The organism is Pseudomonas sp. Pseusp10 (assembly GCF_059492225.1).
On sequence record NZ_CP168528.1, the window covers coordinates 1638030 to 1654882 of the forward strand.

The 16853-nt window shown below is 59.3% G+C and carries 14 protein-coding genes; 8 read left to right on the plus strand and 6 right to left on the minus strand.

Annotated features, from left to right (window positions below; all coding sequences use genetic code 11):
* Positions 1-39 precede the first annotated feature (39 nt).
* Together ACEN8Z_RS07345 and ACEN8Z_RS07350 are read right to left on the minus strand one after the other, a co-directional pair.
* Positions 40-1560 carry a sensor histidine kinase gene (locus ACEN8Z_RS07345; protein ID WP_495597206.1) on the minus strand — a complete coding sequence of 507 codons (1521 nt, stop codon included), beginning with the start codon at positions 1558-1560 and terminating at the stop codon, positions 40-42.
* Positions 1557-2276: a response regulator transcription factor gene (locus ACEN8Z_RS07350; protein WP_008000098.1), complete on the minus strand. Its 720-nt coding sequence runs from the start codon at positions 2274-2276 to the stop codon at positions 1557-1559. Before ACEN8Z_RS07350 ends, ACEN8Z_RS07345 begins: the two co-directional genes overlap by 4 nt.
* A 314-nt stretch (positions 2277-2590) precedes the next feature.
* On the opposite strand from ACEN8Z_RS07350, the gene msrB reads away from it, so the two are divergent.
* Genes msrB through msrA form a run of 3 tightly spaced genes read left to right on the plus strand, consistent with a single transcriptional unit; the run spans position 2591 to position 5657 of the window.
* Positions 2591-3109 carry a peptide-methionine (R)-S-oxide reductase MsrB gene (msrB, locus tag ACEN8Z_RS07355; protein ID WP_495597207.1) on the plus strand — a complete coding sequence of 173 codons (519 nt, stop codon included), beginning with the start codon at positions 2591-2593 and terminating at the stop codon, positions 3107-3109.
* 33 nt (positions 3110-3142) lie between these two features.
* Entirely contained in the window at positions 3143-4918 is a 1776-nt protein-coding gene (locus ACEN8Z_RS07360; protein WP_495597208.1) for a cytochrome c biogenesis protein DipZ, read from the plus strand.
* Between the two features lie 31 nt (positions 4919-4949).
* Entirely contained in the window at positions 4950-5657 is a 708-nt protein-coding gene (msrA, locus tag ACEN8Z_RS07365; protein ID WP_495597209.1) for a peptide-methionine (S)-S-oxide reductase MsrA, read from the plus strand.
* 43 nt (positions 5658-5700) lie between these two features.
* Here msrA and ACEN8Z_RS07370 read toward each other — a convergent pair whose 3' ends face one another.
* Complete coding sequence (locus ACEN8Z_RS07370) at positions 5701-6618, minus strand: LysR family transcriptional regulator (protein WP_495597210.1); 918 nt, start codon at positions 6616-6618, stop codon at positions 5701-5703.
* Between the two features lie 102 nt (positions 6619-6720).
* Between ACEN8Z_RS07370 and ACEN8Z_RS07375 the strand changes: the two genes are divergently transcribed.
* The gene (locus ACEN8Z_RS07375) at positions 6721-7902 is read left to right on the plus strand and encodes an aspartate aminotransferase family protein (RefSeq protein ID WP_495597211.1); all 1182 of its coding nucleotides are present in this window, start codon (positions 6721-6723) and stop codon (positions 7900-7902) included.
* A 232-nt stretch (positions 7903-8134) separates the two neighbouring features.
* On the opposite strand, the gene ACEN8Z_RS07380 is transcribed toward ACEN8Z_RS07375, so the two are convergent.
* Positions 8135-8638, minus strand: a complete 504-nt coding sequence (locus tag ACEN8Z_RS07380) for a P-loop NTPase family protein (RefSeq protein ID WP_495597212.1) — start codon at positions 8636-8638, stop codon at positions 8135-8137.
* A gap of 252 nt (positions 8639-8890) precedes the next feature.
* Positions 8891-9868, minus strand: a complete 978-nt coding sequence (locus ACEN8Z_RS07385; RefSeq protein WP_495597213.1) for a CgnE/CgnB domain-containing protein — start codon at positions 9866-9868, stop codon at positions 8891-8893.
* A 418-nt stretch (positions 9869-10286) separates the two neighbouring features.
* On the opposite strand from ACEN8Z_RS07385, the gene srmL reads away from it, so the two are divergent.
* The gene (gene srmL, locus ACEN8Z_RS07390) at positions 10287-11435 is read left to right on the plus strand and encodes a PheS-related mystery ligase SrmL (RefSeq protein ID WP_495597214.1); all 1149 of its coding nucleotides are present in this window, start codon (positions 10287-10289) and stop codon (positions 11433-11435) included.
* A 195-nt stretch (positions 11436-11630) separates the two neighbouring features.
* Here srmL and ACEN8Z_RS07395 read toward each other — a convergent pair whose 3' ends face one another.
* Positions 11631-13553, minus strand: coding sequence for an alkaline phosphatase D family protein (locus ACEN8Z_RS07395; RefSeq protein WP_495597215.1), 1923 nt, complete (start codon positions 13551-13553; stop codon positions 11631-11633).
* A gap of 205 nt (positions 13554-13758) precedes the next feature.
* Between ACEN8Z_RS07395 and ACEN8Z_RS07400 the strand changes: the two genes are divergently transcribed.
* From ACEN8Z_RS07400 to ACEN8Z_RS07410, 3 genes are all read left to right on the plus strand, one after another.
* Positions 13759-14739 carry a quinone oxidoreductase family protein gene (locus tag ACEN8Z_RS07400; protein WP_495597216.1) on the plus strand — a complete coding sequence of 327 codons (981 nt, stop codon included), beginning with the start codon at positions 13759-13761 and terminating at the stop codon, positions 14737-14739.
* Between the two features lie 13 nt (positions 14740-14752).
* The gene (locus ACEN8Z_RS07405; protein WP_008001204.1) at positions 14753-15601 is read left to right on the plus strand and encodes a TauD/TfdA dioxygenase family protein; all 849 of its coding nucleotides are present in this window, start codon (positions 14753-14755) and stop codon (positions 15599-15601) included.
* A gap of 118 nt (positions 15602-15719) precedes the next feature.
* Positions 15720-16772: a beta-keto acid cleavage family enzyme gene (locus tag ACEN8Z_RS07410; protein WP_495597217.1), complete on the plus strand. Its 1053-nt coding sequence runs from the start codon at positions 15720-15722 to the stop codon at positions 16770-16772.
* Positions 16773-16853: the final 81 nt, after the last annotated feature.

Consider the following 16853-nt stretch of genomic DNA (forward strand, 5'->3'; position numbering starts at 1 on the left):
TGGGAGCGAGCTTGCTCGCGATGCAGGCGCCGCGGTCTCTCAGGCCTGCCGCGGTGTATTGAGGTTCATCGACCGCACCGCCAACGCCGACGCTGTCTCTTCATCAATCGGCAACGAAAAACGAAAGGTTGCACCCCGCCCCGGCACATCGATCAACTGAATCTCGCGCCCATGCAATTGCAGGATGCGATGCACGATCCGCAGCCCCAACCCGCCGTCACGCCGTGCGCCGCCGATATTGAACGGGCGCTGAAACAAACCTTCGCGCAGTTCCGGGGCGATGCCGGGGCCGGTATCACTGACCGTGACTTCGATGTACGACCCTTGCGGGCGCAGGCCAAGTTCGACCTCGCCACCCGGCGGGGTATGGCGCAGGGCATTGTCGAACAGGTTGGTCAGCACCCGCTCGATCAACCCGAGATCCGCGCAGGCGGCCGAGACGTTCGGCGCGAACGTGGCCTTCAGTTCGACTTTGCGCGCCTCGGCGGTGAGTTCGAATTTCTGGAAGATGTCCTGGGCCAGGTCGGTCAGGGAAAAGCGTTCCAGCACCGGTTGCACGAAGCCGTGCTCCAGCCGCACCAGTTCCAGCAGCGACTGCGCCAGACCGCCCACCTTGCGGCTCTGGTCCAGCGCGATACCGAGATAGCGACGGCGGTCGGCCGGGGACAGCGTGGCGTCCTTGAGCGACAGGGTTTCCAGATAACCGTGCAACGAGGCCAGCGGCGTGCGCAAGTCGTGGGAGATGTTCGCCACCAGCTCGCGGCGCTCCTGATCCTGACGGGTCAACGAACGCCATTGCTCGCCCAGGCGTGCCTGCATCTGCCGGAACGCCGCATCGAGCACGGCGATTTCATCGTGGCTGGCGGCTTTTTCCACTGCGACGGGCGGGGCTGGCATGACCGGAACGCCATCGATGTCGAACTGGCTGACGGTTTCGGTCAGGCGGCGCAACGGTCGGGTGATCAGGGCAAACGCGGTGAGGCCGGCAATCAGGCACAGCAGCGCCACCAAGCCGATGGACAGCAGCGCTGTGTTGAGCGCCGCACTGGTCGCGCCGCGTTCGGCCAGGCGGTCGTGGTCCTCGCCGAGCAATACCACGTAGAGGTAACCGGCCGGTTTGCCATCGACCTTCAGCGGCGCAGCGCTGAACACCTTGCGTGCATCGACGCTGCGCGGGTCGTCGCCGAGAATCGGCAGGGCGTCGCCCCGCAGCAGGCGCTGGATCGGGGCCAGGTCGATCCGTTCGCGACGGATGCGGCCCTCGGGCGCGGCGCTGCCGACAATCTTGCCCGCGGTGTCGAGCAGATACACCTCGACGCTCGGGTTGACCTGCATCAGTTTGCTGAACAGATCGCGCACGGCATTGGGCATCAGGCCCTGGGTGTCCATCAGCACCGTGTCACGGGCAATGTGCTGCGCCAGGTCCCGGGACAAGCCTTGCACCACTTCCTGCTCATGCATCTGGTTGGAGCGCACCTGCAACCACGCCGAGGTGCCGCAGCACACCAGCAGCAGCACGGCGAACACCAGGGACAGGCGTTGCGTCAGGGTCAGCCTCATGGCTGCGGCTCCTCACCGGTGGCGAATTTGTAGCCGCGGCCCCACACCGTGAGGATGCGCACCGGTTGCGCCGGATCGGCCTCGATCTTGGCGCGCAGGCGGTTGATGTGGGTGTTGACCGTGTGCTCGTAGCCTTCGTGACTGTAGCCCCACACGGCGTTGAGCAGGTCCATGCGCGAAAACACCTTGCCGGGCTGGCGGGCGAAGAAATACAGCAAGTCGAACTCCCGGGGCGTGAGATCGAGGCGACGGCCGTCGAGGGACACTTCGCGGGTAATCGGATCGATGGCCAGGCCGTCGGTGAGCAGGCTGCCGGCGTCCATCTTCAGGTTGCGCGCCATGGCATCCACCCGGCGCAGCAGCGCCTTGACCCGGGCCACCAGTTCGAGCATGGAAAAGGGTTTGGCCAGATAGTCGTCGGCACCCAGTTCGAGGCCGAGGATCCGGTGCACTTCGCTGGAGCGCGCGCTGGTGATGATGATCGGCGTGTAGCGGGCCATGGCCCGGGCGCGGCGGCAGATTTCCAGGCCGTCGACACCGGGCAGCATCAGGTCGAGGACCAGTGCGTCCCAGTTGCCCTGTTGCAGCAGGCGCATGCCTTCATCGCCATCGGCGCTGTGCACCACCTCGAACTGCTCATCGCGAAGATGCAGGCAGATCAGGTCGGCGATATGCATATCGTCCTCGACCACGAGGACGCGTTTGGTCTGTTCCATCCAGCTCAATCCTTCGGTGCAATGGGCGCATGCCATTCGGCTTATGTTCAAAAAACCTGTGGGAGCGGGCTTGCTCGCGAAAGCGTCAGGTCAGCCAGTATCACCATCGACTGACACTCCGTCTTCGCGAGCAAGTCGGATCGCCGCACCGCCGCTCCCACAGGAATAGCAGTGTTCAATGTTGGCGTTATTCATTGTGCGGGTTTTTCAGCGCCCGAGTTATCACGAATTGTTTAACTTCCCGTGAGGATTTGGCGATCACCCAAAGCCTAGGCTGTGTTCCATGAAACACCCCTGGATTTTTGGAGGCGAGCATGTTTTCACGACGGCAATTTCTTGTAGCGAGCGGCGGGCTGGGGGTGGCAGCCATGGCGATTGGTCTGTTGCCGAAGTTTTCCACAGGCACGGCATTGATCAGCGAGGCCAGTGCGGCCGAGGAGTTCGAAGTGACCCACAGCGACAGCGAATGGCACAGAATCCTGAGCGACGAGCAGTACGACATCCTTCGCGAAGAAGGCACCGAACGGGCCTACAGCAGCCCGCTGAACAACGAGCACCGTGACGGCACGTTCGTGTGTGCCGGTTGCGACCTGCCGCTGTTTTCTTCGGCAACCAAGTTCGACAGCCGCACCGGCTGGCCGAGTTTCTGGGCACCACTGGACAAGGCCGTGGCCACCCGTCAGGACCGTGCGTTCGGCATGGTCCGCGAGGAAGTTCACTGCCGGCGCTGCGGCGGGCATTTGGGCCATGTCTTCGATGACGGTCCGAAACCCACCGGCCTGCGTTACTGCATGAACGGCCTGGCGATGAAATTCGTGCCGAAGACGGTGTGATTCCCTTCCACTCACTTTTTGCAGGTAATCGCCATGTGGCTGCTGGTCCTCGCTTATCTCGGTGGTGTGCTGACGATTGTCAGCCCGTGCATTCTGCCGGTGTTGCCGTTTGTCTTCGCCCGCACCGGGCAACCCTTCGTCAAAAGCGGATTGCCGCTGCTGGTGGGGATGGCACTGACGTTCGCGCTGGTTGCCACATTGGCCGCAGTGGGTGGTGGCTGGGTGGTGCAGCTCAATCAGTACGGGCGCTGGCTGGCGTTGGTGTTCGTTGCGTTGTTCGGTCTGACGTTGTTGCTGCCGCAACTGGCCGAGCGCCTGACCCGGCCGCTGGTGGCGGCGGGCGGTCGTTTATCGGAAGCGGCGGGCGCCGATGCGCGGCCACGTCCCGGTGCTTCGTTCCTGATCGGCGTGGCCACCGGCCTACTGTGGGCGCCCTGCGCCGGGCCGATCCTGGGTTTGCTGCTGACCGGCGCGGCGCTGCAAGGGGCGAGCATTCAAACCACCTTTTTGCTGCTGGCGTACGCCGCGGGTGCCGCCACTTCCCTCGCGCTGGCGTTGCTGTTGGGCGGAAAAGTCTTCATCGCGATGAAACGTTCGATTGGCGCGGGTGAATGGGTGCGTCGCGGTCTCGGCGCGGCGATGCTGGCCGGTGTGGCGGCGATTGCCCTGGGGCTGGACACGGGGGTTCTGGCGCGGTTTTCCACGGCGTCCACCGGCGGTATTGAACAAGCGCTGGTGGAGAAACTGAGCGGCAAGTCGCCGCGTAACAGCGTGGCGCTGATGGCGCAAAACCCGGTCGCCGAAGGCGCGATGCCCGTGGCCGAGAAAACCTCGGGCAGCTTGCCGGTCGAAGGCAACCTGCCGCCTCTGGATGGCGCCGTGCAATGGCTCAACTCGCCGCCCCTCGATGCCCAGGCCTTGAAAGGCAAGGTCGTGCTGGTGGATTTCTGGACCTACTCCTGCATCAACTGCCTGCGCTCGCTGCCCTATGTCAAAGCCTGGGCCGAGAAGTATCGCGATCAGGGGTTGGTGGTGATCGGCGTGCATGCGCCCGAGTTTGCCTTCGAGCGCGACGTCAACAACGTCACCAAAGCCATGAAAGACCTGGGCATCAACTACCCGGTGGCCATCGACAACGAGTTCAAGATCTGGCGCGCCTTCAACAACGAATACTGGCCAGCGCATTACTTTGCCGATGCCCAGGGGCGCATTCGTTATCACCACTTCGGCGAAGGCGCGTATGCGGAGTCGGAGCGAGTCATCCAGCAATTGCTGCGTGAGGCAGGCGCTGCAAAAGTTGCGGACGGGCTGATCGATGCCAAGGCCGATGGCGTGCAAATGGCCCCGGACAACAACGCCGTGCAGTCGCCGGAAACCTATGTCGGCTACCAGCGCGCGGAACATTTCGTGCCGGAAACCGCGCTGGTGCCGGACAAGGTCGCAGCCTACAACCCGCCGACGCAACTGGCCCTCAACGACTGGAGCCTGGGCGGGCAGTGGCATGTCGGCCCGGAGCGGGCCACCGCCAGCGCACCGGCCAGCCGCATCGTCTATCGCTTCCATGCCCGTGATTTGCATTTGGTGCTCGGTCCTGGCGCCGATGGCAAGCCGGTGCGCTTCAAGGTGTTGATCGACGGCCAGGCTCCCGGCGATGCCCATGGCATGGACGTGGCCCCCGATGGCAGTGGCACCGTAACCGAGCAGCGCTTGTACCAACTGGTGCGGCAGAACGACGGTGTAAGCGACCGGACCTTCAGTATCGAGTTTCTTGACCCGGGTGCGTCGGCTTACGCCTTCACGTTCGGCTGATAACTTTTCAACGATTCAGGAGTTCGCCCCCATGAAAACTCTCATTACCTGGCGCCGTACCCTGCTGGGGTTGGCGGCTGCCGGCATCATCAGCCAATGCTCGGCCTTCTCGTTCGGTGGTGCCGAAGAGGCGGTGATCATTCCACCGCCGGCCCTCGACGAAACCACCCAGGCCCGCAGCGAAACCGCGGTGTTCGCCGGTGGCTGTTTCTGGGGCGTTCAAGGTGTGTTCCAGCATGTCAAAGGCGTGAAGAATGCCGTCTCCGGCTACGCGGGCGGGGCGGCCAATACAGCGCATTACGAGCGCGTCAGCAACGGCAATACCGGCCATGCGGAATCGGTCGAAGTCACCTTCGATCCAGCTCAAGTCAGCTATGGCACCTTGCTGCAGATCTACTTTTCGGTGGCGCACAACCCGACCGAACTCAACCGTCAGGGGCCGGACAGCGGCACCCAGTATCGCTCGGCGATCTTCACCAAAAGCGCTGAGCAGCAGCGGGTCGCGCAGGCTTACATCGCCCAGCTCGACGCCGCCCATGCCTTCGACAAACCGATCGTGACCCGGCTTGAAACCTTCAACGGTTTCTATCCGGCGGAGGAGGAGCATCAGGATTTCCTGACCGAACATCCGACCTATCCGTACATCGTGATCAATGACTTGCCGAAGGTGGCGCAGCTCAAGCAGTTGTACCCGAATCGTTATCAGGAACAACCGGTGCTGGTGAAGTCGGGGATGTGAGTGAAGGGCGGATGGACAACCCTGCCACTGACTCGTGCATGGTCTATTCGGCCAACGGGTGCTTGCCCCACATCCGTACGGCGAATTCGACGAAACGCCGCAGTTTCGGCAAGCGGTGGCGATCCTGGGCATAGATCAGGTGCATCGGCCGACTGGGCGGGCAGTAATCGGGCATCAAGGCCAACAGCTTTCCGTCCTTGAGGTCCTGCTCGACCAGGGCGTCGGGCATCATCACGATGCCCATGCCGGTTCGCGCTGCCTGATGCAGTCCGGCCGAACTGTTGATCAGCATCGGCCCGCTGACCCCCACGCTGACTTCGCCATCGGGACCGGCCAGGCGCCATTCCTTTTGCACCGATTGCCAGTCATCGCCGGCCGGATAGGCAAAGGACAGGCAATCGTGGAGTCGCAGGTCTTCAGGTGTCTGCGGTGTTCCCCGGCGGGCCAGATATTCCGGTGACGCGCACATGGTCAGGGTGTAGTCGATCAGCGGGCGGGCGATCAGGTTGGAGGGCTCCAGCGCGCCGAGGCGAAACGCTACATCCAGACCGTTTTCCAGCAGATCCGGGCGTCGGTTGGTCAGTACCACGTCGAGCTTCACCCGCGGGTTTTTCCGGCTGAACTCACTCAGTGCCGGCGCCAGGCGTTCGGTGCCGAAGGTCAAGGGCGCGGTGATGCGCAAGGTACCGCTCGGTTCGTCCAGAGCCTGTTCGGCCAGTCGCTCTGAATCGGCCACCAACCCCAACACTTCCAGGCAACGCTGGTAGTACGCGGCACCGAACTCGGTCAGCCGCTGGCGCCGCGTCGTGCGGTTGAGCAGGCGCACACCCAGCCGTTGCTCCAGGGCCTTGAGGTGGTTGCCGACCATGGTCGTGGACATATCACACTGCAAAGCGGCGGCGGTCATGCTGCCGGTCTCCACCACTTTCACGTAAACGGTCATTGCCTGGAATAAATCCATTATCAAGCTCAACTTTAAAATGATTGAAGATTTTCAGCGTTTATCCAGTTCAGGTGGCTAACCATACTGCAAAAACACCGACCCTTGCTGGAGCTTGATGTCATGACCGCCGCCTGCCTGATGAGCACTTACCAACCCCTGGCCCTGAGTTTCAACAAGGGCCTGGGCACTCGCCTGTGGGATCAGGCCGGCCGCGAATACCTGGATGCGGTCGCCGGTGTGGCGGTGACCAACGTCGGCCACTCCCACCCGAAAATCGTTGCCGCCATTACCGAGCAGGCCGGATTACTGCTGCACACGTCGAATCTCTACAGCATCGACTGGCAGCAACGGCTGGCGCAGAAACTGACCCGCCTGGCGGGCATGGACCGGGCGTTTTTCAACAACTCCGGGGCCGAAGCCAACGAAACCGCACTGAAAATCGCCCGGCTGCATGGCTGGCACAAAGGCATCGAGCAGCCGCTGGTGGTGGTCATGGAGAACGCGTTCCATGGCCGCACCCTCGGCACGTTGTCGGCCAGCGATGGCCCGGCTGTGCGCCTGGGTTTCAACAAGCTGCCGGGGGATTTCGTCAAAGTGCCGTTCGGCGACCTCGACGCGCTGGACAAGGTGCAACAAGCCCATGGCTCGCGGATCGTGGCGGTACTGATGGAGCCGATCCAGGGCGAAAGCGGTGTGCAACTGGCGCCACCGGGCTATCTCAAGGCCGTGCGCGAACTGTGCAACCGGCGCTCATGGCTGTTGATGCTCGATGAAATCCAGACCGGTATCGGCCGCACCGGCCAATGGTTTGCGTTCCAGCACGAAGGCATCGTCCCGGACGTCATGACCCTGGCCAAAGGCCTGGGCAACGGCGTACCTATCGGCGCTTGCCTGGCCCGTGGCAAGGCGGCCGAACTGTTCACGCCGGGCAGCCACGGCAGCACCTTCGGCGGTAATCCGCTGGCTTGCCGGGTCGGTTGCACCGTGCTGGATATCGTTGAAGAACAAGGGCTGCTGGAAAACGCCCGGCTTCAGGGGGAACGCCTGCTCGGAAGATTGCGCACAGAATTGGCGGGCAACCCGAACGTAATGGCGATCCGTGGTCAGGGGCTGATGATCGGTATCGAACTCAAGCAACCGATCCGTGACCTGAGCCTGATCGCCGCCCGGGATCACGGTTTGCTGATCAACGTCACGCGGGGGAAAACCATTCGCCTGCTGCCGCCGCTGACGATTGATGAGCGGGAGGTGGAGATGATTGTCAGAGGGGTGAGTCTGGCGATTTCGCAAGTTCTCGATTGACTTGAGTAATCGTTCAGCATTGGCTTTGGAACTTAGTAGGTAAGCGGTTTCATCAGGCACGTCGACGCCAGCCGGCGTGTTCTTTTTCCTACTGTAATGACTCAGCAAGTATTGGATATATCGCATGGTCTTCTCCGCATTTGGATAGATGTTCAGTATCCATTTGCATTTCAAAAGACTTTTCCGCGAGTGCTGTAGTCCAAATCCGGTTTGAACGGGTCAGATGCAGTGGTTAACCTGTGTTTCGTATTGCGCCGAAAAAATCCGTAATTTCAGCTCGATCCATCAACTGAATTTTTGCACCGGTAAACCCTTCGAACAAACGCTGATGCGCCGCAAACCCACTGGACCCTTGCCGCTGGCGATAACTGCCTGCCCACTCCAGCAAGGCGATCAGCAACAGGTCCTGTTCGTCGCGTCCGGCCTCACGTTGTTGAATGTTGGTCACGCAATCCTCGTCCCCGACGCTCAGCCAGATCAGCGCAGTCGCCCGTGGCAGGAGTTCACTGGCGATCCAGCCATACACGCCTTCGATCACCCAATGCTCCTGTTCGGCCGCGATCCGTGCCATGGCCAGTGCTTCGGCGCGGGGGCGGGGGATGCTGTGCTCGTCGGACAGCCAGTGAATCCGGTCGAGATCGGTCCAGGGCACGCGCAGTTGCTCGGCCAGCCGCTGGGCCAGCCAGCTCTTGCCGGAGCCGGAGTTGCCGATGATCAGGGTTCGGGTGAGGTCCATGAGCGACTCCGATCAATTGTGGAAGCGAGCTTGCTCGCGAAAGCGGTGCTTCGGTGAGCATTGATGTTGGATGTGCAGGTCTTATCGCGGGCAAGCCTATAGGTACACCAGAATCCGCCGGCCTGTGCGCCTTGAGGTCCATCGGTAACTTGCCGTGCGTCACTGCTCATCATTTCTGTAAGCCCTTTTATAGTGTCAGTTTTTAGACATTGCTGTGATGTGGGAGGTTGTAGTGAGGGCGATTAAGTTTGCTCAGTTGTGAGTTGGGCTTACGTTCACTGCCGGGCTCAGGAAATCTATGTGATAGCCAGAGGAACCGTTCCCAATTGCTATATGAACTCCATTAATCCCTTCGTTTAATTGAGAGTTGATTTTGTAGTCAATGCTATTTGCGATTGTGTCGTTTACTCCAATAGCAAATTCAGTCAGCTTAAGACCTCTAGGCCCTGCTGCAAGATCCAATAGTTTTATGTGTTCATTGCCATTTATTTTTAGTGAGGTGATTGTATTGTCTTCAATGGCTAATAGTGCGCCTTCTTCAGATATGCGATCGCTCAACCATTTTAAAGAGATTTTTAAGCCTTCTGGTAATGTTGGGTTGGGTCTTCTAAGGACTGTAAGTATTCCGGATATCTTTAAAGTTCCACGAAATGAAAATGGGCTCGGTTCTTGTGGGTTCATGTGAGCATAATGAACTTCAAAAAACTCCGCCACGGACTGAATGAAGTTATTTTCTATGTCCTCTGTAATTAACGCGTAAGGTTTGGCGTGAGGGGCTATCGTTATTTGCGCGCCAGCATCATTTCCGCTCAAAAAAAATGAGTTGTGTGAGTTTAGCATGTTCAGTATGCGTCTTTGTGTACTTAATGCTCGTTCAAAGTCGCTTATTAGTAATAGGTTTAAGCTATATAGTGCTGCTTCTAAAGTAGGTTCGAATACTTGTGTTGCACAAAAGATGGTTTTTTTGTGTTTGGTGTTTTTCGCAATATCAAATGTCTTTTTCGCTGCGTCATTAGTGAATGAAAAAATGATGCTGCTTTTTGGGAGTCTGTCGATGTCAGAGATGTTGATGGTCTTGAATCCTAGCTTCGAGCACTCTTGGAGGAACTCATCAGAGTCTGCAATTATAGAAGGCTCTTCTTGACAAAAAAGTGTTGATATCATTGTTTTGGATAACATTGGTGCCTCCTTGATTTTTCGATGGGCGGCAAGAGTGATCTTGACGCCCATTTTTATCATTTACTCTTCAGTATGAGCCCAAGCTAACGGCGCCCAGCCAAAGTTTTCCGGGCCGGAAGTTATGCGAGTAAGCTTTTCTTTAATGGCACTTTTCTTTTTCATTTGATCATCCTTTTTCATTTTGTTGGTTTTGTGCTCCCTAGTGGTCTTGAGGGGGCGAAATAATTAATACAGATTTTTTTGATATGTTAAATAGGTGGTTTGAGGTTTTTTTAGAATTAATGATGCTCGTTAGTCGTCCTGTAAGATGCTCTTGGTTATTTGTGTAAGTAGTGTCTGTAGTCCTCTTCCGAAAAAATAGTATTTTGCCGAATTTGGTTGTGATGGACGATCTGAAATCGTTAGGTTGGTCTATGAGGCTTCTTTTTAAGAGGAGCTCTACATTTAACCGTTAATAAGGGGCTGTTTAGTGCAGGAATCAAAGAAATATCTGACGGATACATCCGTACACCAAGCCTTGCTACTGGCTGATCTAACAGATCCCGCCGCACCTGATCACGCCATTCGATTATTACTGAAGGAGGTTCTTCAGGGGTTAACGGATAAAGGCTGGCCACAAGCGCAAGTGCAGACGGGCCCGAGAATTGTCTCCGCTGAAGAGAACTACGGATTGCTTGGTTATGACCCATCTGAGATTACGCTTGGTAGTGCACACACTCGATGGGTTGACGAGTGGTCTCTGTTGCGGACGCAAACCACTAGCCAAATTCCATCTGCGCTTCAGCGAGCGGCCCAGCTACGACAACCGGGGCAGTCAATATTATTGGCTGCACCTGGCATCACTTTTCGTCGCGACAGCCGGGATCGTTGGCATTGTGCGGAACCGCATCAGATGGATATCTGGGTGCTCGGCGATCCTGATTTGTCGACGCATGAGCATTTGCTTTGCCTGGTCGGCGATATCCTCGAATCTGCCGTGCCTGATATGCCTTGGATCTACAGTGATAGTCCGCATCACTACACTGAGGGCGGGATCGAAGTAAATCTGTTGAATGACGGCGTCCCGGTAGAGGTTCTGGAGTGCGGTCGAATTGCCAAATCTTTGTTGGAGCGACTGAAGATCGATCCTTTGCGCCATGGAGGACTGGCGCTGGGAATGGGGTTGGATCGTTTGACAATGCTGCGAAAAGGCATCCCCGATATTCGTTTGCTGCGTGATCAGAACGAACGAGTACAGGCACAGATGCATGATCTGAATCCGTGGAGTGCCGTCTCTCGGTTGCCTTCGATTACTCGTGATATTTCGTTAGCGGTAACGCCGGGGCTAAGCGAGGAAGTGTTGACTGAAAGGATGTTGCAGGCAGCTGGTGATTGTTCAGATTGGATCGAGGAAATGCAAATCAAAGGGCGCTGGGAGTTCACAGAACTGCCTTCGCAGGCCATCGATCGCCTCGGATTGCTGCCGGGGCAGGAGAATGTGCTACTACGTGTTGTACTGCGTGATTGTTCGCGATCAATCACCACAGCTGAGGCGAATGCCTTGTATTCGAAAATTCAGGTGGCACTCCATGAAGGTGCGCCGGGGGCGGGTTACAGGATGGATTTCCCCAATATTTAACTGGCCTCTTCGCGAGCAGGCCCACAGGATCTGGAAATAGCACAAGAAATGCGTACGCCAGAAATCCAGTGTGTGCGAGCCTGCTCGCGAAGGCGGTATGACAGTCACAATTGTTGAGGCTGACTGACAGCCTTCGCGAGCAGGCCGGATCACCACACCGTCGCTCCCACAGTTTTTTGTGGTGTTTTCTCTACCTCAATCATCGCTTTGCGGCGCAACCATCCTGGTCTTCGGTGCTCCGTTCGAGTTGTGCTGGTAGATCGTCTGCGGCTGCCCCAGGTCATTGAAAAACACCTGCCCGATCCCCGCCGAGTTCCACAGCCGCTCACCGGCTTCGGCGTGTTCGGGAACGTGGGGCACGATGCGCATGCGTCGACGTTTGGTCAGCCAGTTCAGCGGCGAACGTGGTGAGTACAGCCAGCGGTTGAGGCGGTCGAACCACTCGAGCAGGGTGGCCGGGAATTCGTTCTTGATGCCGCTGCTGGTGATCTGCCAGATGCGCGGCCCGGCCTTGCGGTGGCGGATCAGCACTTCGTAGACGAAGGAATAATGCACATCGCCTGACAGCACCACGTAGTTACCCGGCGTGCGCGAGTGGCGGAAAATATTCAGGATCACCTGTGCCGCGCCGCGATGGGCCATCCAGTTTTCCGCGTCCACCAGCAATGGATAACCGCACCAGCTGAATACGCGCTGCACGGTTTCAATCAGTTTGACGCCGAAGATCGGCGCCGGTGAAACGATGATCGCACTCGGGTGGTCGAGCAGTTCCTGTTGCAGTTCGCTCAGGGCTTCCCAGTCGAGCAAACCGGACGGTTGCTTGAGGTTCATCTCGCTGCGCCAGCGCCGGGTGCGGGTGTCGATCACCACGATGGCGGGGGTGGTGGGCAGCACGTAATGCCAGTGCTGAAACTTCAGCAGCTCATCGATCAAGTCATCCTGAACTGTGCTGTCGAGGTGACGGTCGTGTGCGCTGGCGCTCAACGTACCGGCCTTTTCCATCACGGCAGTGAACGCATCCGGATTGTTGCCCCAGCCCTGGCACAACATGTACGCCAGCAGCGCGTTGCCGATGATGCGCCGGGAGAACGGATGGCCGTAGGCCGTTTCCTCCCATTGCGCGGACAGGTTCCAGTCATCGGTGATGTCGTGGTCGTCGAAAATCATCAGCGTCGGCAGATGCGCCATTGCTCGCGCGACGTTGCCAAGGCCTGCCTTGAAGGCATCGATGCGCGTCTGTTCGAGGGCGTAGCGTTCAAGCCTTTGCGGCGTCATCGCCGGTGCCTGTGGGTCGATGAGGGTCCAGGGCGTTGGCGACCAGACCAGCAAATACATGGCCATGACTTCGGCGAAGGTCACCAGGTGATTGTCGGCACTGCTGCTGGTGAAAATCGGCTTGCGCGCGCCACCGAAAAAACGCTCGCGCAGGGTTTCATTGCTTTGCAGTGCCGGCAGCAGATCCGCACGGTGATAGTAACTGGCCGGATGCTCGTAGAGCCTGGCGCTGTCGCTGACCACCGCGCCTTCGAGGTGTTCCCCGAACAGGCCCAGGCGCTCGATCAAGGCGTGAATCGCCCGCAACATCGGCCCCGCGACGTCATCGGCGTAGACCTGATCGCCCGTCATCATCAGCAGTGCCGGGCGGTCCTTGGCGGCATGTTCCTGCGCCAGCAACCGGTCGACGCAGAGCAAGCCGTCTGCCGCCGGGTGATGAGGCTTGCGGCAAGAGCCGTGGAGCAACTGATCGACCCGTTCGCGCAGAACGAAGTTCGGGCAATGGGCATCGCCATACAGCAGGTGTGGCGCCCAGTCGGCGACGCCTTTTTCTGCGCCATCGATCAGCAGGTCATAGTCGATCGACTCATCCCGGGGCAGGGCGCAATCCAGGTGCACATCGATCAAGTGCACAAAGGCATGAGCCCCCACTGCAATCACGGTGCATTGCCCGCTATCGAGGCGGATATCGCCGACGCCCTGCAAGCGCAAGGTCAGCGCCAGCGCCCGGGAACCCACCAGCCACAGCGCCAGCCGCGTGGGCTCAAGGCGCCGCAACAGCGGGCCCGCCAGGACCGGCGGCAGGGCTTGGTGATCGTCGGGCAGTGGCAGCGTGTCGGACATCCGGGTTCAAGACTCTTGGGGCGTGGAAGCGGGCGATGATAGCGCAGGTGACGGCGGGACCTGCCAGTGCGATCCCGTTTCTGTCTGTCATGAAATGAAAAGCCATTGTCGTCTGATGAGAAGCGTCTCAACAGGCCTCGTCCTACAGTCCAATCAGCGCAATTCGATGCAACACGCCCATATTGCAGATTGGAGAATAAGAAAAATGGCCAAAGCCGTACGCTTCTACGAAACCGGTGGTCCCGAAGTTCTACGTTATGAGGACGTCGAAGTCGGCGAACCCGGTCCAGGCCAGGTTCGTCTCCGTCATGTGGCGGTTGGTTTGAACTACGCCGACACCTATTTCCGTAACGGTACCTATCCGATTCCGCTGCCTAACGGCATGGGCGTCGAGGCCTCTGGCGTAGTCCAGGCCGTTGGTGATGGGGTCACCAACGTCGAGGTCGGCGATCGCGTCACCTACACCGGTTTTCTCAATACCCTCGGCGCCTACAGCACCGAGCGCCTGATCCCGGCCGCGCCGCTGATCAAGCTGCCGGAAACCATCAGCTTCGAGACCGCTGCCGCGATGACCATGCGCGGTTTGACGTCCTCGTACCTGATGCGCCGCATCTACGACTTCAAGACCGGCGACAGCATCCTGCTGCATGCCGCTGCCGGTGGTGTCGGCCTGATTGTTTCGCAGTGGGCCAAGTTGCTGGGCCTGAACGTGATCGGCACGGTTTCGACTGAGCAAAAGGCGGAAATCGCTCGCGCTCACGGTTGCGACCATACAATCAATTACAGCCATGAAGATGTTGCTGCGCGGGTTCGCGAACTGACCGACGGTGTCGGCGTCAACGTGGTGTTCGACAGCGTTGGCAAGAACACCTTCATGGGGTCGCTGGATTCGTTGAAACCCCGTGGCCTGATGGTCTGCGTGGGTACCGCGTCGGGGCCGATCCCGGCGTTCGACCCGGTGATGCTGGCGATGAAAGGTTCGCTGTTCCTGACCCGTCCGGCCCTGGCCAACTACATCAGCGACCCTGCGGAAAAAGCCGCCCTGGCCGGTGAGCTGTTCGACCACGTCGGCAGCGGCCGGATCAAGATCGAGATCAACCAGCACTACGCCTTGCAGGACGCGGTGCAGGCCCATCGCGACCTTGAATCACGCAAGACCACCGGCTCGTCGATTTTCGTCATTTGAGGAGTGGCCAGCCATGAAAGTCGAACAATTGACCTGCAGCATTGGCGCCGAACTGATCGGCGTCAATCTGGCCGACGCGGTGCATGACGACGGTCTGTTTGCCGAGATTCGTGCCCAGTTGCTCAAGCACCGCGTGGTGTTCCTGCGCGATCAGGACATCACCCGCGCCGAGCACGTGGCCTTCGCCCGGCGCTTCGGCGAGCTGGAGGATCATCCGGTGGCCGGCAGCGATCCGGATCATCCGGGACTGGTGCGGATCTACAAGAATCCGGACCAGCCGATGGACCGCTATGAAAACGCCTGGCACACCGACGCCACCTGGCGCGAAGCACCGCCGATGGGCTGCGTGCTGCGCTGCGTGGAGTGCCCTCCGGTCGGCGGCGACACCATGTGGGCCAACATGGTCCAGGCCTATGCGAACTTGCCGGAAGACGTAAAGGTCAAGATCGCCGACCTGCGTGCACGCCACAGCATCGAAGCGAGCTTCGGTGCGGCGATGCCGATTGAAAAACGCCTGGCGCTCAAGGCGATGTACCCGGACGCCGAACACCCGGTGGTGCGCACTCACCCGGAAACCGGTGAAAAGGTGCTGTTCGTCAACGCTTTCACCACCCACTTCAGCAACTACCACACCCCTGAGCGGGTGCGCTTCGGCCAGGACGCCAACCCCGGCGCCAGCGAGTTGCTGCGTTACCTGATCAGCCAGGCGTACATCCCCGAGTATCAGGTGCGCTGGCGCTGGAAGCCCAACAGCATCGCCATCTGGGACAACCGCAGTACCCAGCATTACGCCGTCATGGATTACCCGCCATGCCATCGCAAGATGGAACGTGCCGGGATCATCGGCGACAAGACGTTCTGATCGAACGCTACCTGCATTCGCACTCGCAGCATCCGCACTCGCAGCATTCGCACTCGTAAACACGTCTGCCCGGCACGACCCCGGGTGGACGGGACAATCATAAGAACTGGAGTAGACCATGCAATTCTTCGACGATTCCCTGCACCCGGAAAACATGGAAAAGGTAGTCATCACCGTGGCCCCGTACGGCCCGGAGTGGATGCCCGAAGACTTCCCGGAAGACATCCCCCTGACCATGGACGAGCAAGTCCAGAAAGCGGTCGAATGCTATGAAGCCGGCGCCACCGTACTGCATCTGCACGTGCGTGAACTGGACGGCAAGGGCTCCAAGCGTCTGTCGAAGTTCAACGAGCTGATCGCCGGTGTGCGTGAAGCCGTGCCGGACATGATCATCCAGGTCGGCGGCTCGATTTCCTTCGCCCCGGAAAGCGATGGTGAAGCGGCCAAGTGGCTGTCCGACGACACCCGCCACATGCTGGCCGAGCTGACGCCGAAACCGGATCAGGTCACCGTGGCAATCAACACCACCCAGATGAACATCATGGAGCTGCTGTATCCGGAATACTTGGAAGGCACCTCCCTGGCCAACCCGATGTTCCAGGCCGCCTACAGCGAAATGACCGTACCGGCAGGTCCGGCCTGGGTTGCCGAGCACCTCAAGCGCCTGACGGAGAACGGCATCCAGCCGCACTTCCAGTTGACCGGCATGCACGCCATGGAAACCCTCGAGCGCCTGGTGCGCAGGGGCATCTACAAGGGTCCGCTGAACCTGACCTGGATCGGCATCGGTGGCGGCTTCGACGGCCCGAACCCGTTCAACTTCTTCAACTTCATCCACCGCGCGCCGGACGGTTGCACCCTGACCTCCGAATCGCTGCTCAAGAACGTCATGCCGTTCAACACCATGGCGATGGCCATGGGCATGCACCCGCGCGTGGGCAATGAAGACACTATCATTGATCACAAGGGCGATCGTTTCGGCTCGGTGGCGCAGATCCGGCAAACCGTGCGCATCGCCCACGAACTGGGCCGCGAAATCGCCACCGGCAAAGAAGCTCGCGAGATCTATCGCATCGGCGTGCAGTACGAAACCATCGAAGAAACCCTGTTGGCCAACGGCATGGCCCCCAACCGCAAGGCTGGGCAAAAAGGTGTACCGCAACGCGGTTGACCGAGGGTCGGGACGAGAGGCCGTGACCTCTCGTCCGCCTGACCGTTACACGCTTGATAACAAAAATAAAACAAAGCTCTT

Coding starts and splice junctions, on each gene's coding strand:
- ACEN8Z_RS07345 (WP_495597206.1), bottom strand. CDS start 1,560: ATGAGGCTGACCCTGACGCAACGCCTGTCCCTGGTGTTCGCCGTGCTG.
- ACEN8Z_RS07350 (WP_008000098.1), bottom strand. CDS start 2,276: ATGGAACAGACCAAACGCGTCCTCGTGGTCGAGGACGATATGCATATC.
- msrB (WP_495597207.1), top strand. CDS start 2,591: ATGTTTTCACGACGGCAATTTCTTGTAGCGAGCGGCGGGCTGGGGGTG.
- ACEN8Z_RS07360 (WP_495597208.1), top strand. CDS start 3,143: ATGTGGCTGCTGGTCCTCGCTTATCTCGGTGGTGTGCTGACGATTGTC.
- msrA (WP_495597209.1), top strand. CDS start 4,950: ATGAAAACTCTCATTACCTGGCGCCGTACCCTGCTGGGGTTGGCGGCT.
- ACEN8Z_RS07370 (WP_495597210.1), bottom strand. CDS start 6,618: ATGGATTTATTCCAGGCAATGACCGTTTACGTGAAAGTGGTGGAGACC.
- ACEN8Z_RS07375 (WP_495597211.1), top strand. CDS start 6,721: ATGACCGCCGCCTGCCTGATGAGCACTTACCAACCCCTGGCCCTGAGT.
- ACEN8Z_RS07380 (WP_495597212.1), bottom strand. CDS start 8,638: ATGGACCTCACCCGAACCCTGATCATCGGCAACTCCGGCTCCGGCAAG.
- ACEN8Z_RS07385 (WP_495597213.1), bottom strand. CDS start 9,868: ATGGGCGTCAAGATCACTCTTGCCGCCCATCGAAAAATCAAGGAGGCA.
- ACEN8Z_RS07395 (WP_495597215.1), bottom strand. CDS start 13,553: ATGTCCGACACGCTGCCACTGCCCGACGATCACCAAGCCCTGCCGCCG.
- ACEN8Z_RS07400 (WP_495597216.1), top strand. CDS start 13,759: ATGGCCAAAGCCGTACGCTTCTACGAAACCGGTGGTCCCGAAGTTCTA.
- ACEN8Z_RS07405 (WP_008001204.1), top strand. CDS start 14,753: ATGAAAGTCGAACAATTGACCTGCAGCATTGGCGCCGAACTGATCGGC.
- ACEN8Z_RS07410 (WP_495597217.1), top strand. CDS start 15,720: ATGCAATTCTTCGACGATTCCCTGCACCCGGAAAACATGGAAAAGGTA.